25 protein-coding genes are annotated in these 26,666 nt (G+C 32.3%); 9 read left to right on the top strand and 16 right to left on the bottom strand.

Features of this window, described 5'->3' with window-relative positions:
• Nucleotides 1-82 precede the first annotated feature (82 nt).
• Nucleotides 83-901, top strand: a complete 819-nt coding sequence (locus tag CIB95_RS08925) for a hypothetical protein (RefSeq protein ID WP_094924354.1) — start codon at nucleotides 83-85, stop codon at nucleotides 899-901.
• Nucleotides 902-1,142: 241 nt separating this feature from the next.
• On the top strand, nucleotides 1,143-1,964 hold the full coding sequence (locus CIB95_RS08920) for a tyrosine-type recombinase/integrase (RefSeq protein WP_094924352.1): 822 nt from the start codon (nucleotides 1,143-1,145) through the stop codon (nucleotides 1,962-1,964).
• Between the two features lie 15 nt (nucleotides 1,965-1,979).
• On the opposite strand, the gene CIB95_RS08915 is transcribed toward CIB95_RS08920, so the two are convergent.
• Genes CIB95_RS08915 through CIB95_RS08900 form a run of 4 tightly spaced genes read right to left on the bottom strand, consistent with a single transcriptional unit; the run spans nucleotide 1,980 to nucleotide 4,868 of the window.
• Entirely contained in the window at nucleotides 1,980-2,174 is a 195-nt protein-coding gene (locus tag CIB95_RS08915; protein WP_094924351.1) for a hypothetical protein, read from the bottom strand.
• 3 nt (nucleotides 2,175-2,177) lie between these two features.
• Nucleotides 2,178-3,725, bottom strand: a complete 1,548-nt coding sequence (gene dcm, locus CIB95_RS08910) for a DNA (cytosine-5-)-methyltransferase (protein WP_198949183.1) — start codon at nucleotides 3,723-3,725, stop codon at nucleotides 2,178-2,180.
• Nucleotides 3,712-4,662: a DNA cytosine methyltransferase gene (locus CIB95_RS08905; protein ID WP_094924349.1), complete on the bottom strand. Its 951-nt coding sequence runs from the start codon at nucleotides 4,660-4,662 to the stop codon at nucleotides 3,712-3,714. Before CIB95_RS08905 ends, dcm begins: the two co-directional genes overlap by 14 nt.
• Before the next feature lie 2 nt (nucleotides 4,663-4,664).
• Complete coding sequence (locus tag CIB95_RS08900) at nucleotides 4,665-4,868, bottom strand: antitoxin (RefSeq protein WP_094924347.1); 204 nt, start codon at nucleotides 4,866-4,868, stop codon at nucleotides 4,665-4,667.
• A 149-nt stretch (nucleotides 4,869-5,017) separates the two neighbouring features.
• On the opposite strand from CIB95_RS08900, the gene CIB95_RS08895 reads away from it, so the two are divergent.
• Together CIB95_RS08895 and CIB95_RS08890 are read left to right on the top strand one after the other, a co-directional pair.
• Complete coding sequence (locus CIB95_RS08895) at nucleotides 5,018-6,577, top strand: McrB family protein (RefSeq protein WP_094924346.1); 1,560 nt, start codon at nucleotides 5,018-5,020, stop codon at nucleotides 6,575-6,577.
• A 5-nt stretch (nucleotides 6,578-6,582) separates the two neighbouring features.
• Nucleotides 6,583-7,878 (top strand): McrC family protein, encoded by a 1,296-nt coding sequence (locus tag CIB95_RS08890; RefSeq protein ID WP_094924344.1) that lies wholly within the window; start codon nucleotides 6,583-6,585, stop codon nucleotides 7,876-7,878.
• 25 nt (nucleotides 7,879-7,903) lie between these two features.
• On the opposite strand, the gene CIB95_RS08885 is transcribed toward CIB95_RS08890, so the two are convergent.
• Together CIB95_RS08885 and CIB95_RS08880 are read right to left on the bottom strand one after the other, a co-directional pair.
• Nucleotides 7,904-9,475 (bottom strand): LlaJI family restriction endonuclease, encoded by a 1,572-nt coding sequence (locus CIB95_RS08885; protein ID WP_094924343.1) that lies wholly within the window; start codon nucleotides 9,473-9,475, stop codon nucleotides 7,904-7,906.
• Between the two features lie 9 nt (nucleotides 9,476-9,484).
• Nucleotides 9,485-11,671, bottom strand: coding sequence for an McrB family protein (locus CIB95_RS08880; protein ID WP_094924341.1), 2,187 nt, complete (start codon nucleotides 11,669-11,671; stop codon nucleotides 9,485-9,487).
• A 641-nt stretch (nucleotides 11,672-12,312) separates the two neighbouring features.
• Between CIB95_RS08880 and CIB95_RS08875 the strand changes: the two genes are divergently transcribed.
• Nucleotides 12,313-13,314 carry a DUF4365 domain-containing protein gene (locus tag CIB95_RS08875; protein ID WP_094924340.1) on the top strand — a complete coding sequence of 334 codons (1,002 nt, stop codon included), beginning with the start codon at nucleotides 12,313-12,315 and terminating at the stop codon, nucleotides 13,312-13,314.
• 295 nt (nucleotides 13,315-13,609) lie between these two features.
• On the opposite strand, the gene CIB95_RS08870 is transcribed toward CIB95_RS08875, so the two are convergent.
• On the bottom strand, nucleotides 13,610-14,254 hold the full coding sequence (locus tag CIB95_RS08870) for a hypothetical protein (RefSeq protein WP_094924338.1): 645 nt from the start codon (nucleotides 14,252-14,254) through the stop codon (nucleotides 13,610-13,612).
• A 680-nt stretch (nucleotides 14,255-14,934) separates the two neighbouring features.
• Here CIB95_RS08870 and CIB95_RS08865 point away from each other — a divergent pair.
• Nucleotides 14,935-16,020 carry a GTPase gene (locus tag CIB95_RS08865; RefSeq protein WP_158217593.1) on the top strand — a complete coding sequence of 362 codons (1,086 nt, stop codon included), beginning with the start codon at nucleotides 14,935-14,937 and terminating at the stop codon, nucleotides 16,018-16,020.
• A gap of 237 nt (nucleotides 16,021-16,257) precedes the next feature.
• Here CIB95_RS08865 and CIB95_RS08860 read toward each other — a convergent pair whose 3' ends face one another.
• The 5 genes from CIB95_RS08860 to rlmD form a co-directional block, all read right to left on the bottom strand.
• Nucleotides 16,258-16,992, bottom strand: a complete 735-nt coding sequence (locus CIB95_RS08860) for a two-component system sensor histidine kinase NtrB (RefSeq protein ID WP_094924335.1) — start codon at nucleotides 16,990-16,992, stop codon at nucleotides 16,258-16,260.
• Between the two features lie 42 nt (nucleotides 16,993-17,034).
• Complete coding sequence (locus CIB95_RS16440) at nucleotides 17,035-17,244, bottom strand: PAS domain-containing protein (RefSeq protein ID WP_269844985.1); 210 nt, start codon at nucleotides 17,242-17,244, stop codon at nucleotides 17,035-17,037.
• 240 nt (nucleotides 17,245-17,484) lie between these two features.
• Nucleotides 17,485-17,571, bottom strand: coding sequence for an SEC-C metal-binding domain-containing protein (locus CIB95_RS08850; protein ID WP_094924332.1), 87 nt, complete (start codon nucleotides 17,569-17,571; stop codon nucleotides 17,485-17,487).
• A 22-nt stretch (nucleotides 17,572-17,593) separates the two neighbouring features.
• Nucleotides 17,594-18,718 (bottom strand): hypothetical protein, encoded by a 1,125-nt coding sequence (locus tag CIB95_RS08845; RefSeq protein ID WP_094924330.1) that lies wholly within the window; start codon nucleotides 18,716-18,718, stop codon nucleotides 17,594-17,596.
• Between the two features lie 70 nt (nucleotides 18,719-18,788).
• Nucleotides 18,789-20,147 (bottom strand): 23S rRNA (uracil(1939)-C(5))-methyltransferase RlmD, encoded by a 1,359-nt coding sequence (rlmD, locus tag CIB95_RS08840; protein ID WP_094924329.1) that lies wholly within the window; start codon nucleotides 20,145-20,147, stop codon nucleotides 18,789-18,791.
• A gap of 157 nt (nucleotides 20,148-20,304) precedes the next feature.
• Between rlmD and CIB95_RS08835 the strand changes: the two genes are divergently transcribed.
• The 3 genes from CIB95_RS08835 to CIB95_RS08825 all read left to right on the top strand — a co-directional run bounded on the left by CIB95_RS08835 (nucleotide 20,305) and on the right by CIB95_RS08825 (nucleotide 22,359).
• Complete coding sequence (locus CIB95_RS08835; RefSeq protein WP_094924327.1) at nucleotides 20,305-21,069, top strand: YdcF family protein; 765 nt, start codon at nucleotides 20,305-20,307, stop codon at nucleotides 21,067-21,069.
• 22 nt (nucleotides 21,070-21,091) lie between these two features.
• A complete protein-coding gene (locus tag CIB95_RS08830) occupies nucleotides 21,092-21,865 on the top strand; it encodes a YdcF family protein (protein ID WP_094924326.1) in 774 nt (257 codons plus the stop codon).
• A gap of 89 nt (nucleotides 21,866-21,954) precedes the next feature.
• Nucleotides 21,955-22,359 (top strand): hypothetical protein, encoded by a 405-nt coding sequence (locus tag CIB95_RS08825; protein ID WP_094924324.1) that lies wholly within the window; start codon nucleotides 21,955-21,957, stop codon nucleotides 22,357-22,359.
• A gap of 71 nt (nucleotides 22,360-22,430) precedes the next feature.
• Here CIB95_RS08825 and CIB95_RS08820 read toward each other — a convergent pair whose 3' ends face one another.
• The 4 genes from CIB95_RS08820 to gatC all read right to left on the bottom strand — a co-directional run bounded on the left by CIB95_RS08820 (nucleotide 22,431) and on the right by gatC (nucleotide 26,647).
• Nucleotides 22,431-23,339 carry a diacylglycerol kinase gene (locus CIB95_RS08820; protein ID WP_094924747.1) on the bottom strand — a complete coding sequence of 303 codons (909 nt, stop codon included), beginning with the start codon at nucleotides 23,337-23,339 and terminating at the stop codon, nucleotides 22,431-22,433.
• A gap of 93 nt (nucleotides 23,340-23,432) precedes the next feature.
• The gene (gatB, locus tag CIB95_RS08815) at nucleotides 23,433-24,872 is read right to left on the bottom strand and encodes an Asp-tRNA(Asn)/Glu-tRNA(Gln) amidotransferase subunit GatB (protein WP_094924323.1); all 1,440 of its coding nucleotides are present in this window, start codon (nucleotides 24,870-24,872) and stop codon (nucleotides 23,433-23,435) included.
• 12 nt (nucleotides 24,873-24,884) lie between these two features.
• Nucleotides 24,885-26,336 carry an Asp-tRNA(Asn)/Glu-tRNA(Gln) amidotransferase subunit GatA gene (gatA, locus tag CIB95_RS08810; protein WP_094924321.1) on the bottom strand — a complete coding sequence of 484 codons (1,452 nt, stop codon included), beginning with the start codon at nucleotides 26,334-26,336 and terminating at the stop codon, nucleotides 24,885-24,887.
• A gap of 17 nt (nucleotides 26,337-26,353) precedes the next feature.
• Nucleotides 26,354-26,647 (bottom strand): Asp-tRNA(Asn)/Glu-tRNA(Gln) amidotransferase subunit GatC, encoded by a 294-nt coding sequence (gene gatC, locus CIB95_RS08805; RefSeq protein ID WP_094924320.1) that lies wholly within the window; start codon nucleotides 26,645-26,647, stop codon nucleotides 26,354-26,356.
• Nucleotides 26,648-26,666: the final 19 nt, after the last annotated feature.

The following is a 26,666-nucleotide window of genomic DNA, read 5'->3' as shown; positions in this document are numbered from 1 at the left end:
ATGATTACTAGTTTAGTTGAAGAGAATATCACTTATAAACTGTTACTTAATAATTCTCATTAAAGAAAAGGAGTGATTAATTTTGTTAACTATGCAACATATTAAAGATGCTATTAACTCCATCCCTACATATTCTTTACCTAATGAATTAGCACAATTGTCTTTCCAAAGTAAGAGTGAATATTTATTTAGAGATAAACTTTCTTTATACTTTTCTGACCAATTCTCTCAAGGAAACACAAGAGTATTTCCGATTAGAGAGTGGCAAATTTCTGAACCTTGGGGAATCCCAAGAATTCATTTTGAAGTATTTTGCAAAAAATTAAACATTGACTTAAAAATCTTGAATAGCAAAAAGCGAGAATTAAAAGAATTAAGAGCCCAAGAAAAAGAGAAATTAAAAAATCTTCCTCCTGAGTTAAGAAATTTATGTTTCATTCATGAATTAAGTTCAACTCAAGCAATTGACCTTGCCTTATTTGAATATCCGGAAAAACGCCCTAAAAATAACCCTATTTTCCCATTAACTACCCTGATTGAATTTAAATGTGAAGTAATATATCAACTAACAAATACTACTTTGAAAAGTAATAATTACATTTTTGCTGACATCGAACGAATGGATAAATTTACATTAATTGATGATCGTATTTCTTATTTTGAAATTTTAGTTTTAATAGATTTTCCTTTAGGTTTCGATCCAAAATGGTACTCTTTAAAAAATCACTACAAACAAATTACTGAATTTAATAAAAACAACCCAAATGCATTAAATACTATTGACGCCTTTATTAAAGAAACTTTTGGTTCATCACTTCATATAGAAAATACAACACTTGACGTGGGAACCTATTTACAAACTCCCGTTAAACTGCATTTTTGGATATTTACAAAAAAATAAACTGAATTTAATAAGGGCATAAGAATTCCTTGTGAAAAATGTAAGAAATATAAGTAATCAAAACAAAAGAAATGCAACTTAGTATAAAAGTTTTCTACTTCGTAGAATTTTTGCGTAGAATTTGTATTCTATGCAATTACAAGGCTAGATTTTATTGAATTGACACTATATTATCGTAAATAACAAAGGAAAATGATTGCGTAGAATTATTTATCACTAATTAAGGGGTGAAAAGTGTACCATGTTACAACAATTTCTTGAGAATGGATTAAGAGGTAAATCAAATACCACAGTTAAAACCTATGAACATGCTATTCTAAAATTTGAAGAATGGTTAGATGGTGCTGGAACAAATCTACAAGAATATGCTAGAACCGATGTCCAACAATATTTAAACTATTTAGCCAGTAGAGATAAAAGTGCAGCAACAATTAATAAAATATGGAATGCAATCAAGAAGTACAGTAGATGGGCAGGAAAAGAAGAAACAATCGAAGATATTAATATTATTAAAGTAAAGGACTTCCGAAATGAAGCACCAAAAGCATTGAATAGGAATGAACTTAATCGTCTTCTACGCGAAGTCGATAGGACTGGCAACAAAAGAGATATCGCCATTGTTACGTTGCTTTCTAATACTGGAATAAGATTGTATGAATTGGTCTCTTTAAATATAACTTCAATTGAAATAAGTAATCGAAAAGGAAATGCAAAAATAATTGGTAAGGGAAATAGGGAACGTGATATTCCCTTAAATAGCGAAGCAAGAAGGACGATAACAAGGTATTTAGAAGAACGGACTGACAGTGAAATAGCATTATTTCTTTCTAATCGAGGGAAGAGAATAAGTGCTAGATCTGTTCAGCACTTATTAGAGAAATATGGATTTAATGTTCATGCACTTCGTCACACATTTATAACAAACTTAATTAGAAGTGGTGAAGATATAAGTGTTGTTCAGGCATTAAGTGGGCATGCTAATGCTGACATGATACTAAGATACTCAGCCCCTACATTATATGATAAACAATATGCCCTTGAAAACTTATATATAGAACAGTAAAAAGCACCGAGATCTCTACTTCTCGGTGCTTTTTGGGACTAAGTTAATTTGTTTACCAAGATCATATGGTTGATAATATCTATAAGAACCACATTTTATGCATTTCACATCACATAATCTATTTGATAATGTATTACCTTTTCTGTCTAAACTATCATCTACTTCATGAACTTTTTCTACGAAAAATATACCTCCACATTCACAAATCACTTTTTACACTCCTATTTTAGGCTCTTCCTTACTTTCATTGTTCTTTTTATACAAATCTATATATTCTTTTAGTATTACTCCAATTCCTCTACCCATTAATGGAGGGACAGAATTTCCAACTTGCATATATGTTTTTGTATAAGGTCCCTTAAAGAAATAACTATCCGGATATGATTGGATCCTTGCAGCCTCTCTTGGAGTTAAGCCTCTTGCTTGGGTTGGGTGTATATACATATTACAGTCAAACTTCATATGAGCAGTAATTGTTTTGGAGTACTTATCATTCTGAAGTTTAAAGTACTTATCCTTAAAAATGTGATTTCTATTTTTATAAGGCATTATGTCTGCAATTTTAGGGTCATCAGACTTATCTCCTTGATCAAGTCTTCTAAAAATTTCAATATCCCTATCATTATTGTAACGAGCCTTGTGATTATAAATAAATTTTGAACTCTTCCCATTATTAATAATACTAATGTAATCATTTTCTTGTTTATACTTTTGATTCATATCGATTTTTCTTCCAGATTCTTCTGAATCAACCTCTGTAGAATTCTTAATTGTTAGTGCCTTAAGTTCTCTCAAATTATATAGTGCATCTCTTAAGACATATTTATTTATTCTTTTGTTTCTATGGTGAATTTCCTCAAATATTCCTTTACTATCAATCCCCATCAAATTTCCAATAAAGATTATTCTTTCTCTATTCTGAGGAACTCCAAAATCCGCAGCATTTAATACTTCACAATGTACGTTATAACCTAACTCCTCAAAATCCTCAATTACTTGTTCAGATATGTTTTTCATACCCCTAACATTTTCCATAACAAAAAAGTTTGGTTTTATTATGTTAACAAATTCGACAAAATGCTTGTACAATTTATTCCTTGGATCATCAATTACCCTTTGGCGATTAGCATTGCTGAACCCTTGGCAAGGCGGTCCCCCAATAATTAAATCGATTTCTTTATTTGGGAGTAAACCATTTGCATACGTTAATAATTCTTTAATATCATCTAATACTACATTTTCTCTAGGAACTTCGGGATGATTATGGGTATAAGTATCTATACAACACTTCTCAATATCATTTGCTAATGCAATATTAAATCCAACTTGTTTAAATCCTAAGGACATTCCACCCGAACCACAAAATAAATCAATTAACAAAGGGTTATTACTCTTTTTCTGTTCTTCTATCTTGTCAGTTCTGTACTTTTCACAATAATTTTGTATAGGACATTCGTTACAAAGTGGAGATTCTTCAAAGCAATAATGCTTTGTCAATTCAATAATAGAGTTGATAAAATCATTATAATCGTATTCCATATTTTGATTAATAAATTCTTTTAGTTGTACAATTTCATGTTCACTGTTATCACTTGTTATAATACCAATTCGTTTATAAACATATTTATATAAATCTTCTATAACCAACTGTTCTTTTACATTTATATTAGTAAATTCTAATGACAGCAAAGACTGAATTTCATTTAATAATGTAATATACTCTTTTCTTTCTTTTCTTAATAAATCTTTAAGTGGTTGCAACTTCTTGCACCTCATTATCTTTCTTGTTTTCTTGTCTTATAATGGCCTGCAATATACTAACTGCAACGTAATAAGAAACATTTACTGTAACTGCATTGCCAAATTGTTTATATGCTTGAGTGTCGGATACTACAATTTTGAAATCCTCAGGAAAACCTTGAAGTCTTGCACACTCCCTTGGTGTTAGTCTTCTTACTTTACCATTATCAGTTACATAATTATCTTGACTAGCACGATGCATCTTAGCCATTGTAGCACATAATGGTCTTGCAACTTTTAAATCTATTTCTGGAGTTGCTCTGTAGTTTTTTGTGCCATGTGATAGAATTGTTTTTAATATCCTCTCAGATAAGAAATATTTTTGTGGAACATCTTTCTCTAACAAATCTTGCATAGTTTTGTCTAATTCAATTGTTTGTGGAAATTCGTATTCAAAGGTGTGGTCTCTAAACCCTACAATAAACGTTCGATTTCTTTTCTGTGGGACACCAAAGTCTGCACTATTTAATACTGTATCAAACACTTTATATCCTAGTTCATTTTCTAATATATTCATTATTACCTTATAAGTTTTCCCGCCATCATGAGTCCTAAGTGTTCTAACATTTTCTAATACTATAATTTCAGGTTTTTTAGCATTTATAATTTTGGCTATATGAAAGAACAAAGTTCCTCTTGCGTCATTAAAACCTAACTCACTACCCATCATACTAAAGGGCTGACAAGGAAATCCGGCTAATAATATATCTGGGTCTGGTATAGATTCAATATCAATGTCTTGAATATCATCTAAAACTATATGGTTTCCAAAATTCTCCCTATAAGTTTGCACAGCAAATTTATCAACATCGTTTGCCCATACCACGTTAAATCCCGCTTTCATAAAACCATAATCCAATCCACCACAACCACTGAATAATGAAACAACATTAAGCATTCTTATTTCCCTCCATCAAATCTATTATCCAAACTAGTTTCATACTCTCTAATATAGTCTCTAATCCAGTAACCAATTTCTGTTGATGCACACTTACCTTCCTCCCGTAAGTATTCCATAAATTTCTCTTTTGTTACTGGTTCTAATAATATTTCAATTTTACTAGTCTTTTTCCTACCAGAGGGTCGTCCTACTTTCTTCCCCATCTCTCTCTATCCTCCCATAGATCGTTTGTTCGTATTAAAATTAATTATATCATGTTTTTATCAGGGTATAAATAGCATTCTATATTTCTAATTACTAGTTTCCATTATTTGTGATATCCTTTACTTAAAGTCTTAAAGGAGTGAAAATAATGCCTATTTTTGATGAAACAATGGAATCTATTAAAGAAATAATCAAAGATCAAAAACTTAATAGCAAGGACCTTAATCTAAATATTGAAAATCTAAATGATACTTTTGACGCCATGCTTGTAAAAAAACTTGCGACTTCCAATACAATTACACATAACACTTCTACAAACCAAACTCATATTGCATTAACAGCAAGCGAAATGGACATTTTTCCCTATTTACATAACTTCAACTATCTAGAGAAACAAGACAAAATTAATTCCTTTAAAAGAAGATATATTCTTGAGTTACCAATCATTATTATATCTAATAACATAAACTACCTTGAAGGAAGAACAATAGAAGATAGTAAAAAAGTTAATTGCTATACTACAACTGCTAGGAGTAGAAGAGGAGATAATTCTCAACAAGTAGAAATATCATATATTGAAGAAGATTCAATGGAATTTGTTGATTTTAGGAAACTGTTGTATACCGGTGACTATATAATTTTCCTGAAATATAGAAAAAAATTAAAATACCTTGTTTTAGGTATCAAGGAAAACGATGAATCAAAGTATCAGTTAGATTCCTTTAAAGGGTTAACGGTAAGTAAAAAGGTCTATCCGACTCATGTAGAAGTTACAGACGGATTATCACCTAGAATAAAGGAAAAAAAGAGTTTATATCAAAGTAAAAAAACAAGTCAAATAATAGAACTTCTTGATAAAAATCCAAACTTAATATTATATGGACCTCCCGGAACTGGTAAAACTTATTACACCAACCAATTAAAAGACGTATTTGATTATTCTGAAATGATTACATTCCATCAATCATTTGCATATGAACAGTTTATTGAAGGTATTACAGCGAAAGTAAATGACCAAACGGGTCAATTACAGTATCTTGTACAAGATGGTGCATTTCTAAAATTATGTAAAAAGGCTAAAGAAAATCCTAACCTTAAATATGGATTAATAATTGATGAAATAAATCGTGGAAATATATCTAAAATTTTTGGAGAACTAATAACACTTATTGAAAAATCAAAAAGAGCAGGAGAACATGAAGAAACAACAGTACAGTTGCCTTACTCCAATAGTTCCTTTTCTGTACCAAAAAACCTTTATATTATTGGTACAATGAATACTTCTGATAGATCAATTGCCTTAATCGATATTGCCTTAAGAAGAAGATTTACTTTTTATGAAATTACACCTGATTTTACATTGTTAAATACTACAAATGAACTAATATTAACTACTATTAGTGCAATTAAAGTAATAAATAATAAAATAAAAAATACTATTGATCGAGAGCATATGATTGGTCACAGTTACTTCTTTAGGTTATTAGATCAACCTGAAAGTGAACTTCCAAATGACATAAAGTATATTTGGATTTATCAAATATTACCATTGCTACAAGAGTATTTTTATACTAATCCAAGTGAAATCACACCTCTATTAGGTAAACTAGTAATTGATGAGGGACAAAACTTATCTTTCTCTATCAACTATGAAATATCTTGTCAGGAATTATTAGATATTATAAAAGAAATTGCCACTAAGGGTTGATACAGATGAAAGTTATAACAACTTATGAATATTCTCATATATCTTATCATGATATTTTCCCTAATCAAAGCAATGAAAAATCTAGTTATGAAAGTTTAAAGAAACTTAATAATTTAATCAGTGAAAAATACTCTCACCTATTAAGAACAGATTTAGAAGGAATATATATTAAAAATTTTGTAGGAATAATAAAGATTGATGAAGCAACAATTGAGATATTACCTAAAATATTTAAACATGAAAACGATAACATGGATGGTAGCACCAAGACTGAAATTTATAAGAATTTATACTATATGATCAATAAAGCATTAAAGGTTCCAACCAATAACATAGATTATAACCAATTTAATGTTTCTAGAGGCGATGTACTTGATTTCTTAATTAATCTTTTTCTGGACGGATTATCCTTAAAATTATTCAAAGGACTTTATAGAACATATGTAAGAGAAGAAGAAAATTCTAATTATATAAAAGGAAAGATATTAGTTAGTAAAAACATTGTAAGAAATCCTATAAACACAAAAATTTACAACGAATATGATAATTACACAGATGACAACCTAGTTAATCAAATTTTCAAATTTGTAGTAAAAGAAATGTTAAATACTACACAATGGCAACAGAATAGAATTATTGCTAAAAATATTTTACAAACCCTGTCTAATGTTAGTGATATATCTGTTTCTGAAACTTCTTTTAATAAAGTTAAATATGACAGATTACTGGGTGAATACGAAAAATTATTAAACTTTGCCAAGTTTTATTTTTTCAGTCAATCTGTCAATTTTAGAGGTAATGGGGAGAATAATGTATTTGTATTTAATATCGACATGAATACTGTTTATCAAGATTACATTTCTGAATTGTTAAAAGAATACGCACCTGAAATCTTTAATAACAACAGCACAGTACAAACACAAAAAAGAAGTAAACACCTTATTTTTGACGAGTATAACAATGGGTGCTTTAACCTTCAGCCTGATATATCTATTGAAAATAAGAAAGTTATTGAATTGATTATTGATACAAAATATAAAAGATTAAATTTGGGGAAACCAAGAAAAGGAGTTAGTGATAAAGACTTATATCAAATGTTTGGGTATTATCATAAATACAATAAACCTAAAATCGTGTTACTTTATCCAAAATATATTCAAGAAGTGGCCGACATATATCATTTCTATGAGGATGAACCATCTAAACTCCAAGTTTGTACTGTAAATCTTAATAATAAATTATATACACAAGAGGGAGAATGGGAGATTATAAAAGATTTAAAGAGAACATTATTAAATTAGGGAGTAGTATACCTACCCCCTCTTGTCAAATTAACTTAAAATTATTTAAATCACATTTATGATCCCTTAATATCTTTAATATCTTCTCACTATCTTTATGTAATTCTTTATCTAAGACAATTATATAATCTGATTTATCCGTAGTTATAAACTTGCCATTGAATGTCTTAAAATTGCTATTTAATATATTTGGGAATTTTAACTTATCGACAACGATATAAAAGTCATATTTTTCTTGTAAAAATTTTTTAATACTTTCTCTTATGATGTGTCTAAATTCCTTTTTCTGGTGAGAACTTACGTTCTGTGTGAATATCTTCATTGCATAATCCAAGTTTAATTTAAAAGAGAATATATACTGTGAGTCTCGGTCGAATATCCTATTCTGAAAATGAGTTTTTTCTATAGGTTTTTCATCTGTTTTCCAGAAGAATTGGTTTAAATTATTTAACTTTGAGTTCTTTTCTGTAGTTGAAAACACAAAGAAATTAGGTAAAAGTTCATACCATTCAAAGGTTTCATCTCTTAAAATTATGTTGTTTTTTTTAAAATATTTTGAGGCTTTTTTTAACACAAAAATATCAATTACGTTTTTGATATAATTGTATTGTTTATATTTTGATGAACTATCCATTGTTCCAATAGACTCACCTATATAATACTTAGAATCCCCTACAAATATTGTATTCCTTTTAGAAAAAAAGGATTGGTCATAATACACATGGTCTAATTCCTTATTGTCAATCTGTTTTTTTAAATTTAGAACGCTTTCTTTATCAGATATTATCTCATCTACTATTTTTTCAAACAGTAAATTAAATGAGGAGGTGAGTAAGTACTCATGGCTACCTTCTTTAGACCTTGAATTCTCTTCTATCTGAAAATAAAAAATTAATAGTTGCACTATTCTTCTTTGGTTATCAGAGTAATAATTATGTTTTATCGTATTTAGTATCTTTAACGCCTTTTTTTCTAACTTATTAAACTGGTGACCTTTTAGTATTGGCAGCCCTTCACTCAAGGATATGGCAAAGTTAAACTTCTTTTTAATTGAATATAATACTGAGTAAAATAGCGTAAAAAGTATGTCTTCGTTTACTAATTTATTATTCTGCTTAAGAGCATCTATATACAAAATATCCTTTTTATTGATAATTGGATTACTTTTTTTTATTGTTTTACTCCAAAGTACCCTTTTCCCCCTGTTTTTCTCAATTACCTTTGTAGTTAAATACATATGCGGGTGCTGATTATGAAATTTTATTATGGATAGTATTATATCTAAGAAAGTATTATGTTCTTCTTTTATATTACTAATTATTTCATTAGAAGCATTTTGATTTATACTTGCATATCTTCTAAGGGTTTTGTATAAGAGGATGGCCTTGCCTTGTTTATCGTGCGATAATTGATTACTTATAAATTCCTTGTCATTACTAAAACTTTTAGGGAAAATAATATAAATATCATTTTCCCTATTTTTAAAATAGCCCACTTTGTTTATTTTCCCCGTATTTTCATCAGTGAGCCTACTAATTTCTTCTTTAATAAAACTCTCATCCAAATTAAACTTTTGTCCTTCAAATAGAAATTTCATATTATTCCCCTACTTTTGATCCCCTTCTACATCTGAAGATTCTTCTTTCTCGCTTGGATCTTCTTCTTCAATATTAGCAGGTGTTTCTTCCTCACTATTGTCAGATAGATCATTATCTTCTTCACTATCTTCTTTACTTTCATCTTGTTCAGGATAAAGGTAAGAAATAATATCCTGTATTCCTACAATATCTTTATCATCATCTTTTTCTATTTTATTACTTTCTATTGCTTCTGCTATTTTTTCTATTTCATTAGAATTTATTTCACTTATATCATCGCATAAATCATATTGAAGGAAATTAGTCAATATTTCACTTAATTCTTCTTTAGTTTGCAATTTATATAATTGTTCACTCAAATAGTCACAATAAATAGATTTAATAAATTTATTGATATCTTCTTCTGTACTTAACCCACCTTTCTCCTTATTTTCAATAATTTTATTAATAATTTCTTTTTTATATTTGTCTTCTATATTAAATAAAGAGTTAGGGATTAAATACCCGCTGCTGATTATTTTTTCTATTTCTTGTTCGTCACTTGAGTTTATAAATACCTCTTTATACTCTGCAAATCTATCAAGAATATTATTATATAGGAAGAATCCCCTAATAATTTTAAATCTATCTTCTGTATATAAATCATTGAACCTAAATGTCTTTTCATCGTGTGAGTGTTCTTCAACATACTTAAATATGTACCTTGAGTCTGTTGTATCTTCATTTTTATAAATATCATTCCATAAGTAAAATAATACTTTATTAATAAATATATCTTCATCAATATCCATATTGGAGGTGTTTACAAACCTGTTACCCAATTGTTTATCATCACTCTCAGTAATTTGTGTGACTTTCTCATTAACCTTTTTAATAAATGTTCCCCATGAATATATTTTCCCATTAATCTTAATGTTAAATTTATCTGCATCTTTATAGTCAATGGGTACATATTGCCAGTTCCATCTTCTTTTAAATGCTGAATCCATTGGGAAAAGTGATTGGTCAGAAGTATTCATTGTTGCTAATATTATTAAATTATTCGGTATTACCAATTCAAAGTGACTTTCACCTAGACGATCAGCGAGATAATCTTTAAGTTCTTTATTCGCCTTAATTGGATACTTTGAATGTCCATTATGGCCTCTATCTAATAATTGAAATATATCACCAAAAATAGAACTGCAATTACCTCTGTTTATTTCTTCAATTACTAGGATTGTTATATTCTCTTTATCTTTATGTGCCTTTACGTATGCATCTATAAAAGGGCCCGGAATAAATTCATATGTAATATTATTTTGACTTTTTTCCCTACTACGGCCTCTTCTAATTGAAGTTTTCCCTTTTATAACGGCTGGTTTATAACTACCAATAAAATCAGAGTAATCATACTCAGGATGAAATGTTACTCTAAAAAGATTATCCTGTTTTATTGCAAGACTACTGCAAATTTGATCAACCTTATATGATTTTCCTGTTCCGGGTGCACCATAATATATTGAGTTTGGATATTGGGTGACAAAATCTAAAATTTCTTGGTATTCAAAGGCAGGTTCTAAAATTTCTTTAGTAATTTCAGTATAAGATTGAGGATAAATTTTCACACCTTGAATTTCATCTGGAATTTTTGATTGTTTTTCCTTTAATCCTAATACAACATACTCATACTTTTGGTACTTCTTCAAAAAAATTAAATAATCACCTTCATTTAATTGTTTTCTTATTTCTAAGAACTCAGGCGAATCGTATCTCATAAGTGACATCTCTAAACCCTTAGGACTCATAACTATATTTGTAGTTGCATTTATAAACTCATTAGTATTTTTATGGGGTTTTCCCACTAAATCTTCATAGTGATTTTTAGGTATTATCAAAGGAACATTAAGTTGAAACTTTCTTTTAAAATCAGAATGAGAATTTAATTCATCTTCTAAATAAATGTAATTGTTTAAATATGGGAAAGCATCTGCCATACCTTTTCCCATATGTATATGTTTTTGACTTTGAGTGCTAGTTGACCCAATTGCATTCATATCTTTTAATTTTAAACACCATATAATATCAAAAGAACTTTCAGGGCTACTGAAATCGATTCCTAACACGGCTGGATTAATAGTTAACTCTGAGAAAAGTTTCTCTACATTTTCTAATTTTTTTATAAATTCATCTTGTAGGCTTTTTGTAGAAGTCATAATACACCACCTATATTATTTATTAAAATTATTATAACAGTTAATTTTTAATAATTTATACAAAATTTAGAATATAGTGGTAATTTATATAAATCTTTGTGGAATTATCCATTCATTCTTGGTTCCTTATTTAATTTCTTATTAACAATAATTTATTATAAAATTGTAGAAAATGATCTACTGTTTTTGGATCTTGGTATAAATGTTACTGCCCTATTAACTTATATCATTTAGCCAGAATTTAATTCAATTTCGACGTTCTCCTTTATGACTATTTTTGATCCCTTCAATACTCTATTAGTAATAATTGGCCTTGATTTTGCGAATTTCAGCCCAATAAATAAGGATATACAAATGTAAATTATCTTGTCCCGTAAATTAAAAAAGACCGTCTAAATACGAACAGTCTCCACAATTTAAATTAGCCTTTTTAATACTTATTATCCAAAATTACTTCAACTCTCTACTTCACCAATATTTGTAATGCGGTTCATCGCATCGTTTTAATTTTATTATTTAGATTATATTATCAACTTAAAGCGACATAAACTTTTTTATACTGAACTATTACTAAAAAATGACTTAGTACAAAAGATAAAATGATATAATTTTATTATTAAATTACGTGTACGGAGGTAACTATGTCTTTTCCAAAGTTCGATCATAATAAGGGGAGTATGGGTGTAAACTTAGTTGAGAGAGCAGTTATGGAGGAACTAGGCTGGATTTTTAGGGAACAGCCAACACAAGATTACGGAATTGATGGTCATATGGAAGTAGTAGATGATGATGAGTTTGTAACCGGCAGACTCATTGCAATACAAATAAAAGCAGGCAGCAGTTACTTAAAAGAGGAAAACAGCACAGGTTTTATATTCAGAGGTAAAATGGAACATTACAATTACTGGACAAACCACTCTTTACCGGTTGTCTTAGTTCTTTGTGATTTAGATAGTCAAACATGCTATTGGGAACAAATCAATGTAGATACTGTTGAGTTAATTTCCGAATCCAGTTGGAAAGTAATTGTCCCCCAAAAACAAATACTCGATAAAACAGCCTTGCACTATTTAAAGAATATCGCTGAAAATACTACTGATTATGAAAGACGCTTAAATTTATTAGTCTTGGCAAGAGCATGGATGGAAGAATTACTGAATGGAAACCGCGTGATTTTAACATCAGATGAATGGATTAATAAGACTTCAGGACGAGGATCAATAAATTTGAAAGTAGTTGAGGAGAATACTGGATATGAAAAGATAGTCCAAAGTTGGCCAATGGTCTTCTTTCCTTATACTAGTTATGAGAATTTATTTCCTGAATTGTTCCCTTGGGCTAATATTTCCATAGATGAAGAATTTTATGAGGAATACGATGAAGATGAATTCCTTATAGACAATGCTGTTTGGGACAAGGAAGATGGTAATTACATTGTTTTTGGTGACTATGAGGAATGGAAAGAGCGACAGCCTAAAATTAGACCATATATTATTCACTCTGGGGAGTTAGCCTCCTATCAATTAACATTAGACCTCAATGAAATAGGACGTTCCTTTTTACTGCTGGATAATTACCTTAGAAATGGTTTAACTAAAAGTAAACGACATAATAGTGATGGAGATTTAACAAAATGGTTTTAATGAGTTATATTACTCATATAATGCCTTAAATATCTTTACTAGCAAAACCCCTATGGTTGCATTTAAATTGCATTCTAGGGCCATTTAAGCGCTGATTTTTCTATATATAATTCAACCTTAGACCAAACCTTAGTGTTTGGTCTTTATCAATTCTCCTATTCTTTTTGTAGTTTGGTCAAAATCATATTTTCCACTTGTGATCATCCCTTATCCTTTTCATCTTCTAACTCTTATTATCTTGTATTTTTATTCCTATTCACTGTTAATTTCAAGTATTCTCGTTCTATCAAATAAACTAATTACCAATTAGTTTCGTAAACCAATAGTCACCATATGAACTCCATGAAAAAGTATAATTTTTGTTTAGAGTAAAATCAATATCATATCCCCCAATTGGGGTACAGAAATTTGTCCCAGCAGTCACAGTAGTACCGTCCGATATATCATATACCCAACACTTTGCACTTCTATTTATTGGATTTACTGATGTTCTGTAATTCGACATAACTAAACTAATTCCTAAATCAGCAATATTATGATTACAATACTCTTCAAGTAAGTACAAATCGAAATAAACATCTTTCATAAAAATATCATGTGCACCTCTTGGTCTTCCTGACGAGGCAAACTCTTTATAACATTTTAATTCAATTGCAATTGTATATGTTACTAACTCAGAATTAGTTGCCTTTATTAAAATATCGACTTCTCTATACTTCCCATTTAAAAAGCATGTTGACTCCAACTCTACCTCTACTTTTTCCCCTTCATCAAAGATAACTATTGGTATAAATTGTTGCAAAATATATGAATACTTTAATTGCATAGACGCTTCCTTGTTAATTTTTATTAAACCACTTCCTACTTTTTTGGAAAATATTTCCCATGAATAGATCACCATTCCTCTAACTCTTTCAAAAAAGTCTTCGCTTGAAATCATGTAGTATTCACCCTTTTCTACTTTTCTTTCCGATTATTACATTTATATTATATAGTAAACCATAAGAGACTATTTTCAATTTTAAAAGAGCATTAGAAGAATTGAAAGAAATACATACAAGACATTTGCGAACAGAAAGCAAGGGACGGCGTTCTTACTGAGAAGTTTGTTAGAAATATTATTAAACAATATTTATGGACAGCCACTGTAACTAAAGAGGAGCATATAATGCTACCTAGAAGAGTAATGCCTAGTAATAGGGACCAAGATAATGTATCAGCAAGTTATGAGCATGCTGGAATTTAGTTATTAGTCCACAAAAGTGATTATTTTATCAATTCTAATATGCTAAGGAGATAATATGTCGGAGTAAATAAACCAAATTGTACTAGCCCTAAAGGATTTTTTAAACCAAGTGGATGTCCTTTCGTATAAAGTAGAAACATCAAGTCCCTTTGAACACTTTCTTACGGAATTTAACCACCTTGTTTTTACGTCTTAATAGTAAGAGATAAATGATAAATGGGCCGATTATTCACGCAGCGGGTTCACACTTTCTTATACGTATCCTACTAGTTTTTTATTAAATTTCCTAATCACATTACTTAACCTCCCATATAATGGTGTATTAGAATTAGGAAGAAAATACTAATATTGGTGGGGAAATGGGAGGTTTTTTTTTGGACGATAATAATATCTATGAATCAATCGACGCAATAAAAGAAGAGTTAGAAAAGTTAAATCAAACACAGGTTAGAATAGCGTTATTCGGACAACCGGGCTCTGGAAAATCATCATTAATTAATGCGCTAATTGGTGAAGATGTAGCAAGAGTATCTCAAGAAACTGATACTACAATAAGTGAAGATCCATATAAATGGGAAGATTTGATCCTAACCGACTTACCGGGTTATGGCACTAAAAATTTTCCTGCCGAATCTTTTTTTGAAAGATTTGATGTGCTTAGTTATGATATCTTTATTTGTGTATTTTCAGGTAAATTTAAACAAGAAGATACAGAATTTTTCAGGAGACTTCATAAAGAAAATAAAAAGTGCATTTTTGTCAGAAATTCAGTAGACAGTATGTTTGAAAAAGGGAAAACAATAGAGCAACTAAAGGAAAGTGTTACAAACGATGTTAGAGAACAGGTGGGAAAAAATGTAAAAGTATACTTTACTAGTTGTCGAACTGAAGAGGGACTAGATGATTTAACCCAAGCGATTTATGAAAATTTAAGTAGCGTTAAACAGATAAAATTTTCATTAGATGCAAAAGCATATTCTGAGGATTTTTTAGAAAAAAAGAAAAAATCATGCTATAAGTTTATTTATTTAGGCTCATCACTTGCTGCTGCAAATGGAATAAACCCTATTCCATTGGTTGATATCACTGTGGATCTCTCTATACTTAAAGGAATTTTTGATCGTATAAGAAAGTCTTTTGGTTTAAGTAAAGAAATAATTGAAGATAATAAACCTTTATATAATGAAAGGTTACTTTCTATCGCAAATAATGTCTTAAAATATTCTACTAAGACAGCAATCACTAAATTACTTCAAAAAGTTGCTAAAGACCAACTTGAGAAACAGGCAGTCAAAACAACTCTAAAGCAGATTGGAAAGAGAATACCACTAATTGGTCAAGGTATTTCAGCCACTACATCTTTCATTGTAACCTTTGCAGCCAGTAAGAATTATTGTAATGATTGTGCAGAAATTGCTACAACAATTCTAAAAGATAAACTCTATTCTGGTACAAATTAAAATAAAAAGAGAAGTAACAGGGAAATACCTGTGTATTTCCCTGTTATATTATTCTTACAGAAAAGTAACGTTTAAAATTTCTCCAACCATTCTCTGTTGATTTCCAATTCCACTCGCTGTTTTACCACTATTTGTGATACGGTTCACCGCAATTAATCCTAAAAGGTTAAACATTAACAGCTAATTGGCTGAGCACAAAAGCCACCTCCTGCTGGCAGATGGCTTTTGTATAATTAATTAGTTTGAAAACCGAATGTTAAATGTAGTGCCATTAGCGCTTGTATCAAAATCTATTTTAGCGTTATTTTTTCGTGCAATGGAATAACAAATCGATAAACCTAAGCCAGTTCCACTCTCTTTACCTGTCACAAAAGGGGTTGGTATGTCATCGATTAAGTTTTCTGGAATGCCACTACCTTCATCCTTAATACATAGGACAACGGCATCTTTTTCTTTGTATGTTTTAACTAATACTGACTTCCCCGCTTCCATTGCATCTAAAGAATTATTGATCATAATAAGTAAAAGTTGTCGTATCTCATCTTGATCGACACAAATATTTACTATGTTTCCTAATTCTAATTTTAATATTTTCCCTTCCTTTAGGGCTCGTGTTTCAAGTAAAGGATATATGGAAGTTATAATTTGGTTCATGGAAGATTCTGTTACGTTCCTCGCTTTGTTTTTAGATAAATTTAAAAACTCAGCAATGATGTTATTTACACGGTCGATTTCCTCAATCATCAATCTGACATGCGTATTATAGTTTACTAAGCTTTTATCCTTGGACATAATTTGTAAAAAGCCTTTAACAGTGGTTAGCGGATTCCTAACTTCATGTGCCACTCCTGCCGCCATTTCACCAATGATTTTTAGCTTATCATAATATCTTTCTTCTTTTTCCTTTTCTCTAATATTAGTAATATCACTGAAAATACATAATAATCCATCTTTATTAGGAAAGACTTTCACTTCGACAAGACGTTTGGTATATAATGTCGTTACTTCAAAAGATTACAGTTCCTGTTCTTCAAACGCTTTATTGTATAGATGATAAAGATCTGTATCTACATAATTAGGCAAGGCATCCCAAAGACATTTCCCTAATAGTTCTGCTTTTGGTTTTTCAATTACTGATTCAGCTGCTTTATTAATAAATTCGAATTCCATTCTGGCGTTTAAAAAATAACAGCCCACTTTTATGTTATTCAATACTTCTGTCATACATATATTTTTATGAAATGCTTTCGTGTCAATAAAATCCACAACTTTTCTTATGCCCTTAATAGTAGGTTATTTTTTCCTTTTATTTACTATTCAACAAATACAAAAGAATACCTCTATTCTTCTAATCATAAAAAAAGAAGACCATTTATCATAAATGATCTCCACTTGTAATGAAATATTTTTTTCTAGTTCTATTTTGACAATGGCTTTCACAGTGATTCCTATGCAATATTATCGCTACTTTTTCCCGCAACATTTTTTATATTTTTTGTTACTGCCACACGGACAAGGGTCGTTCCGTCTAACTTTGGAATAGCTATCCATGTTAATGACATTAGATGAATTTTTATTTACTCATTACACTTGCAGAATGTTTATCCATACTCATAACATTCGGGGCACTTTTATCAAAATTCATTACATTTGCCGGATGATTATTGGTAGGTCGTTTAATTTCACTCGGTTTGTGTCCTTTTAACATCCACATTCGTGTCGTATTATTTACCTTGATAATTTTTCCTGTTATGTCATTCAAAACGTCCATAGATGGTATTTCCATTTGACTTACAATTTCCTGAATGATTGTAGACACATCCATACTGATATTAATCATATCTGTTAAATCTAGACAAATTTCATCTAACTCTTCTTTTTCAAATTCATAATGATGTATTAAGTACTGTCTAAATTCACGTATTTCAGGAGTTAAATCGAAGTAATCCTCTTTGCTAGCGTTTAGTAATTGTTGCTTGGTGAAAGGGTAATAAGGAATTACGTCCCGAGCATCTTGTGCTTCTTTTAATTCTAGAAAATCACTAACTCTTTCATCAACTAAGAAAGAACCTTTATAGAATATTCTTAAGTAGTAATCTAACGATGAATGTAGTACTTTAAAGAATTTTAATAACTCAATCTCTTCTCCTGTGTATTCTCTTAATTTCTCTATTATCAAACTTGTTTTCATAATTCCATAATAGTACAGCATTCCATGAATCAAATTTATCCATTCTGTATTTCGTTTAACTACTTTAAATAGTTCCAGCCCATCTAATTCATTGAAACGATTCACAATTTCTTTTGGCATAACTAAATTCTTTTCATTGTTTATTTCACTTGGAAATACGATGCTATTCTCCACCAACCAAATAATTTTAGGAAGAGTTAAATTACCTTTGTCTTCAATTGATCCACCGTTTTTAACGATATTCTTCAGAAGATAATATCTTTCTTCATCCAGTTTATATAAAATGCGTTCCAAATTAGCCGGAATAGATTTAGCAAGCTCGTTAGCTAAATCTGCTTTTTTTAATGTGCTTATTCCTGTAAATTCATAACTTTTACGAATTTTATCTAGTTCTTTTTTCGTTAATACGCTTAAAGCTTCTATTAAGGTGGGTTCACTCTTGTGCTTCTTCCAAGTTTTTTTCTCTAGTTTTTCTTCTCTTTCTTGAAAGTCTTGCTGAAGCTCCATTAAACTATTTAACAGTTTTTTTTAATCATCTGTCATTCTATCCATTTTATATCTTCTCCATTAGAATTTCCTATTTAAGTTCTATTCTCGCAACTGCTTCACAATGCGTCGTATGCGGGAACATGTCTACTGGTTGGACTTCCTTCGTTTCGAAACCGCCTTCTTCTAAGATTTTCAGGTCGCGCGCTAGTGTTGCTGGGTTACATGAAACGTACACGACACGCTTCGGTTTCATTTCAATAATTGTTTGCAGTAACGTTTCGTCACAGCCTTTGCGCGGTGGGTCTACGACGATGACATCTGCTTCAATGCCTTGCGCTTTCCACCATGGGATTACTTTTTCCGCTTCGCCTACTGCAAAGTCCACATTTTCAACACCATTTAGCTTCGCATTTCTTTTCGCATCATCAATCGCTTCTGGGACGATTTCGACACCATAAACACGCTTCGCTTTTTGCGCTAAAAATAGTGAGATTGTTCCGATGCCACAATATGCATCAATCACTGTTTCACTTCCATTGAGGTCTGCATATTCTAATGCTTTATCATAAAGGACTTTCGTTTGTTCAGGGTTTACTTGGTAGAACGAACGAGCTGAAATCGCAAATTTAATATCACCGATCGAGTCATAAATGTACTCTTCGCCCCAAAGCACAGTCGTTTTATCACCAAAGACGACGTTTGTCTTCTTCGGATTAATGTTTTGCACAATCGACTTCACATTCGGGATTTCTGCAACAATTTCCTCAATGATTTCTTCACGATGTGGAATTTCACTTTGCTTCGTTACAAAGACGACCATCACTTCTTTGGAAACTTGTCCATAGCGGACCATAATGTGACGAAGTGTTCCGCGATGTTTTTGCTCATCATAGGCACGAACGCCATATTTTTCAGCAATACGCTTTACGGTTTGCACAACTTGATCATTTACTTCTTGTTGGATCATACATTCGTCCATATTAACGATACTGTGTGAACGTTGCTGATAGAAACCTGCTACTAGTCCGCCTTCTTCTTCACCTACAGGTACTTGTGCTTTATTTCGGTAGTTCCAAGGATCATTCATTCCTAAAACAGGATGTATTTTTACGTTATCCAAATGGCCAATACGCTGAAGCACACTTTCGACTTGGTTATATTTCGCTTCTAATTGCCCTTCATATGAAAGGTGTTGCAATTGGCAGCCGCCACATTGTTTATAAATTGGACAAGGTGCTTCGACGCGATGTTTGCTTTCTACATACACACGAACAAGTCTTGCGAAACCGTAATTCTTCTTCAGCTTAATTATTTTCGCATCGATGCGTTCTCCAGGTAATGCTCCTTTAATAAATAAAGGAAAGCCATCGATCTTGCCGACACCTGCGCCATCATGTGTTAAGTCTTCTATCGTTAATTCAACTGTTTGATTTTTTTCTAATGTCATGTTTACCGCCCTTTACGCTTAAAATTGCTGTCATGATTGTACCATATCCAGATATATAAAAGAAAAAATGCAGGGAATTAGAATTAATTCCCGTCAGTCTACATGAAAAATATGGTAAAATAACAATAAAAATAAGTAAGATTTTGTAGGTGGTTTAGTGGACAAGGATACTATAATAAAGGTTCCTAAATTTTTAATTTCATTAGGTATTTCTATCGGCTTTCTCGCAACTGTACATTTTGATTCTTTTTACTTGTTTACTAGTATTATGTTAATTTCGATGGTCTTTGTTTTTTTTGAATATAAAGAAAGTCTTAAAAACGGAAAAAAGCTTTTAATAAAAAAGTTTTTCATCATTAGTTATTTATTGCTTTTATCTTGCTTCACTTTAGTTAGCAATATTATTTTTTATTACGCATACAACACTGATTCATATGATGTTAGCGAAATAGATGCAGTCGTTGTACTAAGTACAGGTCTACATTACGATATCACTGTATTTACACTAGAAGACCGCTTGGATGAAGCAATTGAAATCTCACGTGAAAATACTAGTATTCCAGTCATTGTTTCCTCTGAACTCGATACCATGCATTACTTATCAAATAAAGATGATATGAAGCATTATTTAATAGAGCGTGGCGTTGACTCCGCTCGGATTCTCACTACACATAAAGCCACTTCTACAATAAAGAACATTAAATCAGCAACTACAATAATTAAAGAGAAACTACAGAAAGAAAACCCGACGATACTATTTGTTACTAGCGACTACCATACTGCTCGAACAATACTAGTTTGTTCAAAGTTAGGGATAAATGGATATGTACACCAAAGTGATTCCTATAATATCGTAGGTAATATTATATTTGAGTCTTTTGCCTTAGTTAATACTTACTTTTCATTAAATTTTTCATACTAAAATACATAGAATAGGTGACGTAATGGAAAACAACATTAATATATTTAAACATTTTATTAGTGTCTGGATTGGTTTGGCATTATTTATTATTCTTTTTTTATCTGGGGGGCTTTTCATTTTATACTTTGGCGCTCTCGTAATTTTTGGAGTCCTCTTTTTAATAGATTTGAAGAGGGCGTTCAAAAAAACAGGGAAAAAGCTCTATCTTTACCTTTTTCGCTTTGGATATTATAGTGCTTCTCTATTAATCTTGCTGTTTATTATTGTTGAGGCGTATGTTATTTATAATATGAAAAATCTCGATACATTTGAAGATGAGGAAATTGACGCAGTCATTGTCCTAGGGGCTGGGCTTCATGGTGAACATATCCCCCTTACATTACGCTACCGTTTAGACGAAGCATTAAAATTTTTAGAGAAAAATGAAGGTGTCCCTGTCGTTGTTTCAGGTGGTCAAGGCCCAGGAGAAGACATTACCGAAGCTGAAGCGATGCGAAGATATTTAGAAGAACGAGGAATTGATCCAGCTCGCATTTATAAAGAAGATAAATCGACATCAACAATCGAGAACATTAAGTTTTCAAAAAAAGTTATTAAAGAAGATGTGCAACTAAAAAATCCAACTGTTTTAATCATAACAAACGAATTTCACACCGTTCGTGCTTTAATGATTAGTAAAGAATTCGACTTGAAAGCTTATGCTATTGGCACCGAGTCTTACATGTTATGGCATTATCTAACCCGCGAAGCGTTTGCTCTAGTTGACACGTACATTAAATTAAAAACGACCTATTAATTTAAATTTTCTCGAGTTGGTCTACTTCTGAAACATTTAATAATAGATAGACGTTTAATAGGAAAATCAAAATCTTAGGAGCTGTTTCTATGAAAAAAATAGTATTGTTACTACTTTCACTCGTTCTATTATTATCTCTTATAGGGTGCCAACAAGAAAAAGGGAATGAATTGATTAAAGTCACTCTTGCAAAGGCGTCTGGCTTTGGACAAGTGAACGATGATTTCCTTGCTACATATGAGGAAGCTGATACACTTTCCTTATTTAAGGAAGTTATTACGACTGCTGCTAAACAGCCTGGTATTGTTGATGTATCAAGCCCTGATTATACGTTTCAAGTATTTTATGAAAACGGAGATAAAGAGGCCTACCACCTTTGGGTAGGGGAAGAAGGTAGGAAAAGCATGATAATGCAGACTACTGATACTCATACTGTATATCTAGTTTCTGAAGAACTAACAAATCAATTAATTGAAATAATACCAAGCAAATAAAAAATTTTTACACTACAAATACTATATGAACGAAAAAGAGGCTGGCACTTGTGTCCCAGCCTCTTCTTTTATTATTCGTATTTCTTTTTCGCAATATGCTCAGGCACAAAAACATTTAAATGACGGTGTAGGTTTAAAAATTCTCCTGGGAGCATTCCTCCGTACTCACCATCCATGTTTAATTGCATTTTTTCATCTACTTCTACATTAATTCGGCGCGCTTTCGTATAAATGATGTTTTTATCGTTAATATGCTCGCCTCTGACAGCTAGCGTTGCAATACGGATAAATTCCGCTAAGTTCGTCTTTTTCAAAATGATTAAGTCGAAAAAGCCATCACTCATATCAGCACTAGGAGCAAGCTTTTCAAAGCCACCGACAGAGTTTGTGTTAGCTACTAAAAAGAGCATAATTTCGCCTTCGAAAACTTCTTTATCATATTGAATACGTACATTCGTCGGCTTTAAGAACGGAAGCATTTCCATTCCTTTTAAATAATATGCAAGTTGACCAAGCATTGTTTTCAGTTTGCTAGGAACTTCATAGGTTAACTCTGTAAGTTTTCCGCCACCAGCAATGTTAATGAAATAATGCTCATTCACTTTTCCGATATCGATTGGCATTTGATGACCATCACAAATTACATCACAAGCTTTTTCAATGATCCTAGGAACTTCAATCGCTCTTGCAAAGTCATTTGTCGTTCCTACAGGGATAATCCCTAAGTTTGGTCTGTATTCTTGTTCTGCTAATCCGTGTACAACTTCATTTATCGTTCCGTCACCACCAGCAGCAATGACGAGTTCATATTTTCTTTTAACAGCAGTTCGTGCAGCATTTATTGCGTCGCCTTCACCAGTTGTTGCGTGGCATGACGCCTCATATCCAGCTTTCTCTAATCGCTCTAATATATAAGGTAATTGCCTTTTTATTTGTTCACGCCCTGATGTAGGATTATAGATTAATCTTGCGCGTTTGATCATAATCCCAACCATCCTCTCTAAGAATATTCCACTATTTAACATCATAGCTTGTTTTTTCGAAAAAGAAAAGCGTTATGTCCGCTTCGCAAACTAGGATGTATGGTTTGTTTTCTCTATTTCACTTATGATCATTTGATTTACTAAAGGTGGGTTTGCTTTCCCTTTTGTTTGCTTCATTACTTGTCCGACAAGATAGCCTAAAGCTCGATCTTTCCCATTATTAAAGTCTATGATTGATTGCTCATTTTCATGTAGGACGTGCAAGACTATTTCGCGCAGTTGATTTTCATCATTGATTTGTACTAGTCCTTTTTCCTGCACAACCTGCATAGGATTTTTGCCTTTTCCAATCACTTCTGGCAAGATCTCTTTTGCAATTTTGCTAGAGATTGTTCCATCTTCTATAAGCAAGATGAGAGCAGCTAAATTTTCAGGCGTTAATTTCGTCTGCGCTAAGTCTAATTGGTGATTATTTAAATATGCGGAAACTTCCCCCATGAGCCAATTCGCCGCTTGCTTTGGTGTGACTTCAAATGAAAGTATCTGTTCAAAAAAGTCGGAGATATCTTTTGATAGCGTCAACATTTCAGCGTCATAAGGAGATAGTTTTAGCTCATTGATGTATCGCTTCTTGCGACTTTCAGGAAGCTCTGGTAGCTGTTCTTGAATTTGATTCAGCCAGAGTTCGTCAATGAAAATCCGCCCAAGATCAGGCTCCCGGAAATATCGGTAATCATCCGCTCCCTCTTTTATTCGCATGAGCACCGTTTCGTCTGTCGCTTCATTATATCTTCTTGTTTCTTGTTGGAGTCTTTTCCCTGAGCGTAAGATTTCCGCCTGACGATTTTGTTCATATACTAATGCTTTTTTGACATGATGAAATGAGTTTAAGTTTTTCAACTCTATTTTTGTGCCAAATGTTGTTCCACCATGTTCTCGAAGGGAGATGTTTGCATCACAGCGAAGTGACCCTTGTTCCATTTTACAATCAGAGACTCCTGTAAATTGTAATATCGACTTCAATTTTTCTAAATAGGCATACGCTTCTTCTGGCGAGCGCATATCTGGTTCAGAGACAATTTCGATTAAAGGCGTTCCTGCTCGATTAAAATCTACGAGTGTTTCGCTTTCAGTATGGATCAGCTTGCCTGCATCTTCTTCCATATGTAATCTCGTAATGCCAATCCGCTTTTTCTCGCCATTTACTTCTATGTCAAGGTAGCCATTTTCAGCAATCGGTTTGTCATATTGCGAAATTTGATAAGCTTTCGGATTGTCCGGATAAAAGTAGTTTTTGCGATCAAACTTTGTTTCCTGGGCAATAGTACAGTTCAATGCTAAACCAGCTCGCATCGCATAATCTATGGCTTGTTTATTCACTGTCGGAAGCGTCCCAGGATGCCCTAAACAAATTGGACAAGTATTTGTATTCGCTATTGCGCCAAAAGCTACCGGGCAGCTGCAAAACATTTTACTTTTCGTTTTTAGTTCGACATGTACTTCTAAGCCAATAACGGTTTCAAATGTCATGTTGCTCCCCCTTTATAGCTTCGGCTTTTCTTTATGATAATTTGTAGCTTGTTCATATACATGTGCGACTTTGTAGAGCGTTGTTTCTGCAAAAGGCTTGCCGATCATTTGCATACCAACTGGTAGCCCTTCACTGAAGCCACATGGAATTGAGATCGCCGGATTTCCTGCTAGATTGACTGGAATCGTCAGCAAGTCATTCGCGTACATCGTTAGCGGATCTTTTGTCTTTTCTCCAAGTTTGAATGCTGTTGTCGGCGCAGTTGGTCCAATAATGACATCGTATGTAGTTAAAATGTTTTCAAAGTCCTCTTTAATAAGCGTGCGAACCTTTTGCGCTTTTTCATAGTAATTTTCATAGTGACCAGCACTTAACGCATACGTCCCGAGCATGATACGGCGTTTGACTTCATCACCAAACCCTTCACTTCGGGAAAACTTGTATGCCTCTTCTAATGTTGTTGCATGAGGTGAGCGTCTTCCATAACGAATCCCGTCATAGCGTGCAAGGTTAGCTGATGCCTCGGCTGATGACAAAATGTAGTACGCGGCAACTGCGTAGCTGACATGTGGCATGGACACTTCTTCCCATGTTGCCCCAAGTTTTTCTAACGTCGCTAACGCCTCATGAATACGCTGACGTACTCCTTCATCCACTCCTTCGCCAAGGAATTCTTTTGGAACAGCAATTTTCAGCCCGCGAATATCACCCTGTAAAGAAGATAGATAATTCGGTACAGCAATTTTCGCAGACGTCGTATCCATATTGTCGTGTCCTGCGATTGCTTGAAGAACGTAGGCATTATCTTCGACTGATTTTGTAATCGGGCCGATTTGATCAAGTGATGAAGCAAATGCGACTAAGCCAAAACGAGAGACGAGTCCATAAGTAGGTTTTAGTCCGACAACTCCACAAAAGGCTGACGGCTGACGAACGGAACCTCCAGTGTCTGAGCCAAGTGCGAAAAAAACTTCTTTTGCTGCGACTGCCGCTGCTGGACCACCGCTAGATCCTCCAGCTACCCTTTTTGTATCCCACGGATTTTTCGTTGGAAAGAAGCTTGAGTTTTCATTTGATGACCCCATGGCAAACTCGTCCATATTGCACTTACCAATCGTAATTGCCCCGGCGTTTGTTAAACGTGTTACTACTGTTGCATCAAAGGCTGGCGAATAATCTTTTAACATTTGTGACCCACTCGTTGTTTTCGTCCCTGCTGTAATGATGTTGTCTTTTAACCCAACTGGAAGACCATATAGTAAGCCTTTTTCAGCATCATTCGCTTCATCTAATATGTCTGCTTCTTTTAACGCTTTTTCTTCATTTATTGTTAAGAAAGCATGAATGTTATGATCGACTTCTTCAATTCGATCGATGGAAGCTTGTACTAAATCTTTTACACTAACTTGTCTTTCTTTCAGTCTTTTATGTATCTCTTTAATAGATAAATCAAATAGAGACATGAACTCCCTCATCTCCGTTATTTTTTCATAACACTTGGCACGACAATTTTTCCTTCTTTATGAGCTGGAGCATTTTCTAAAGCTGTCTCCTGCGTAAACGATTGTTCCTCCTGATCCGAACGTAAAACATTTTGTAAATCAAGGACGTGGGTAGTTGGCTTAACATTTTCTGTATTTAATTCATTTAGTCGGTCAACATATGTTAAGATATCCGCTAAATGTTTCTCGTATTTTTCTATTTCCTTCTCATCCATTTGTAAGCGCGCTAAATGAGCGACATGTCTTACTTCTTCTTTTGTTACTTTACTCAACACTTTCACCTCCAAGGTG

Source organism: Lottiidibacillus patelloidae, from assembly GCF_002262935.1.
In the GTDB taxonomy this organism is placed as follows: Bacteria; Bacillota; Bacilli; order Bacillales; family SA5d-4; genus Lottiidibacillus; species Lottiidibacillus patelloidae.
Note: the sequence above shows the minus strand (reverse complement) of the source record. Positions and strands in the feature narration are given on the sequence as shown.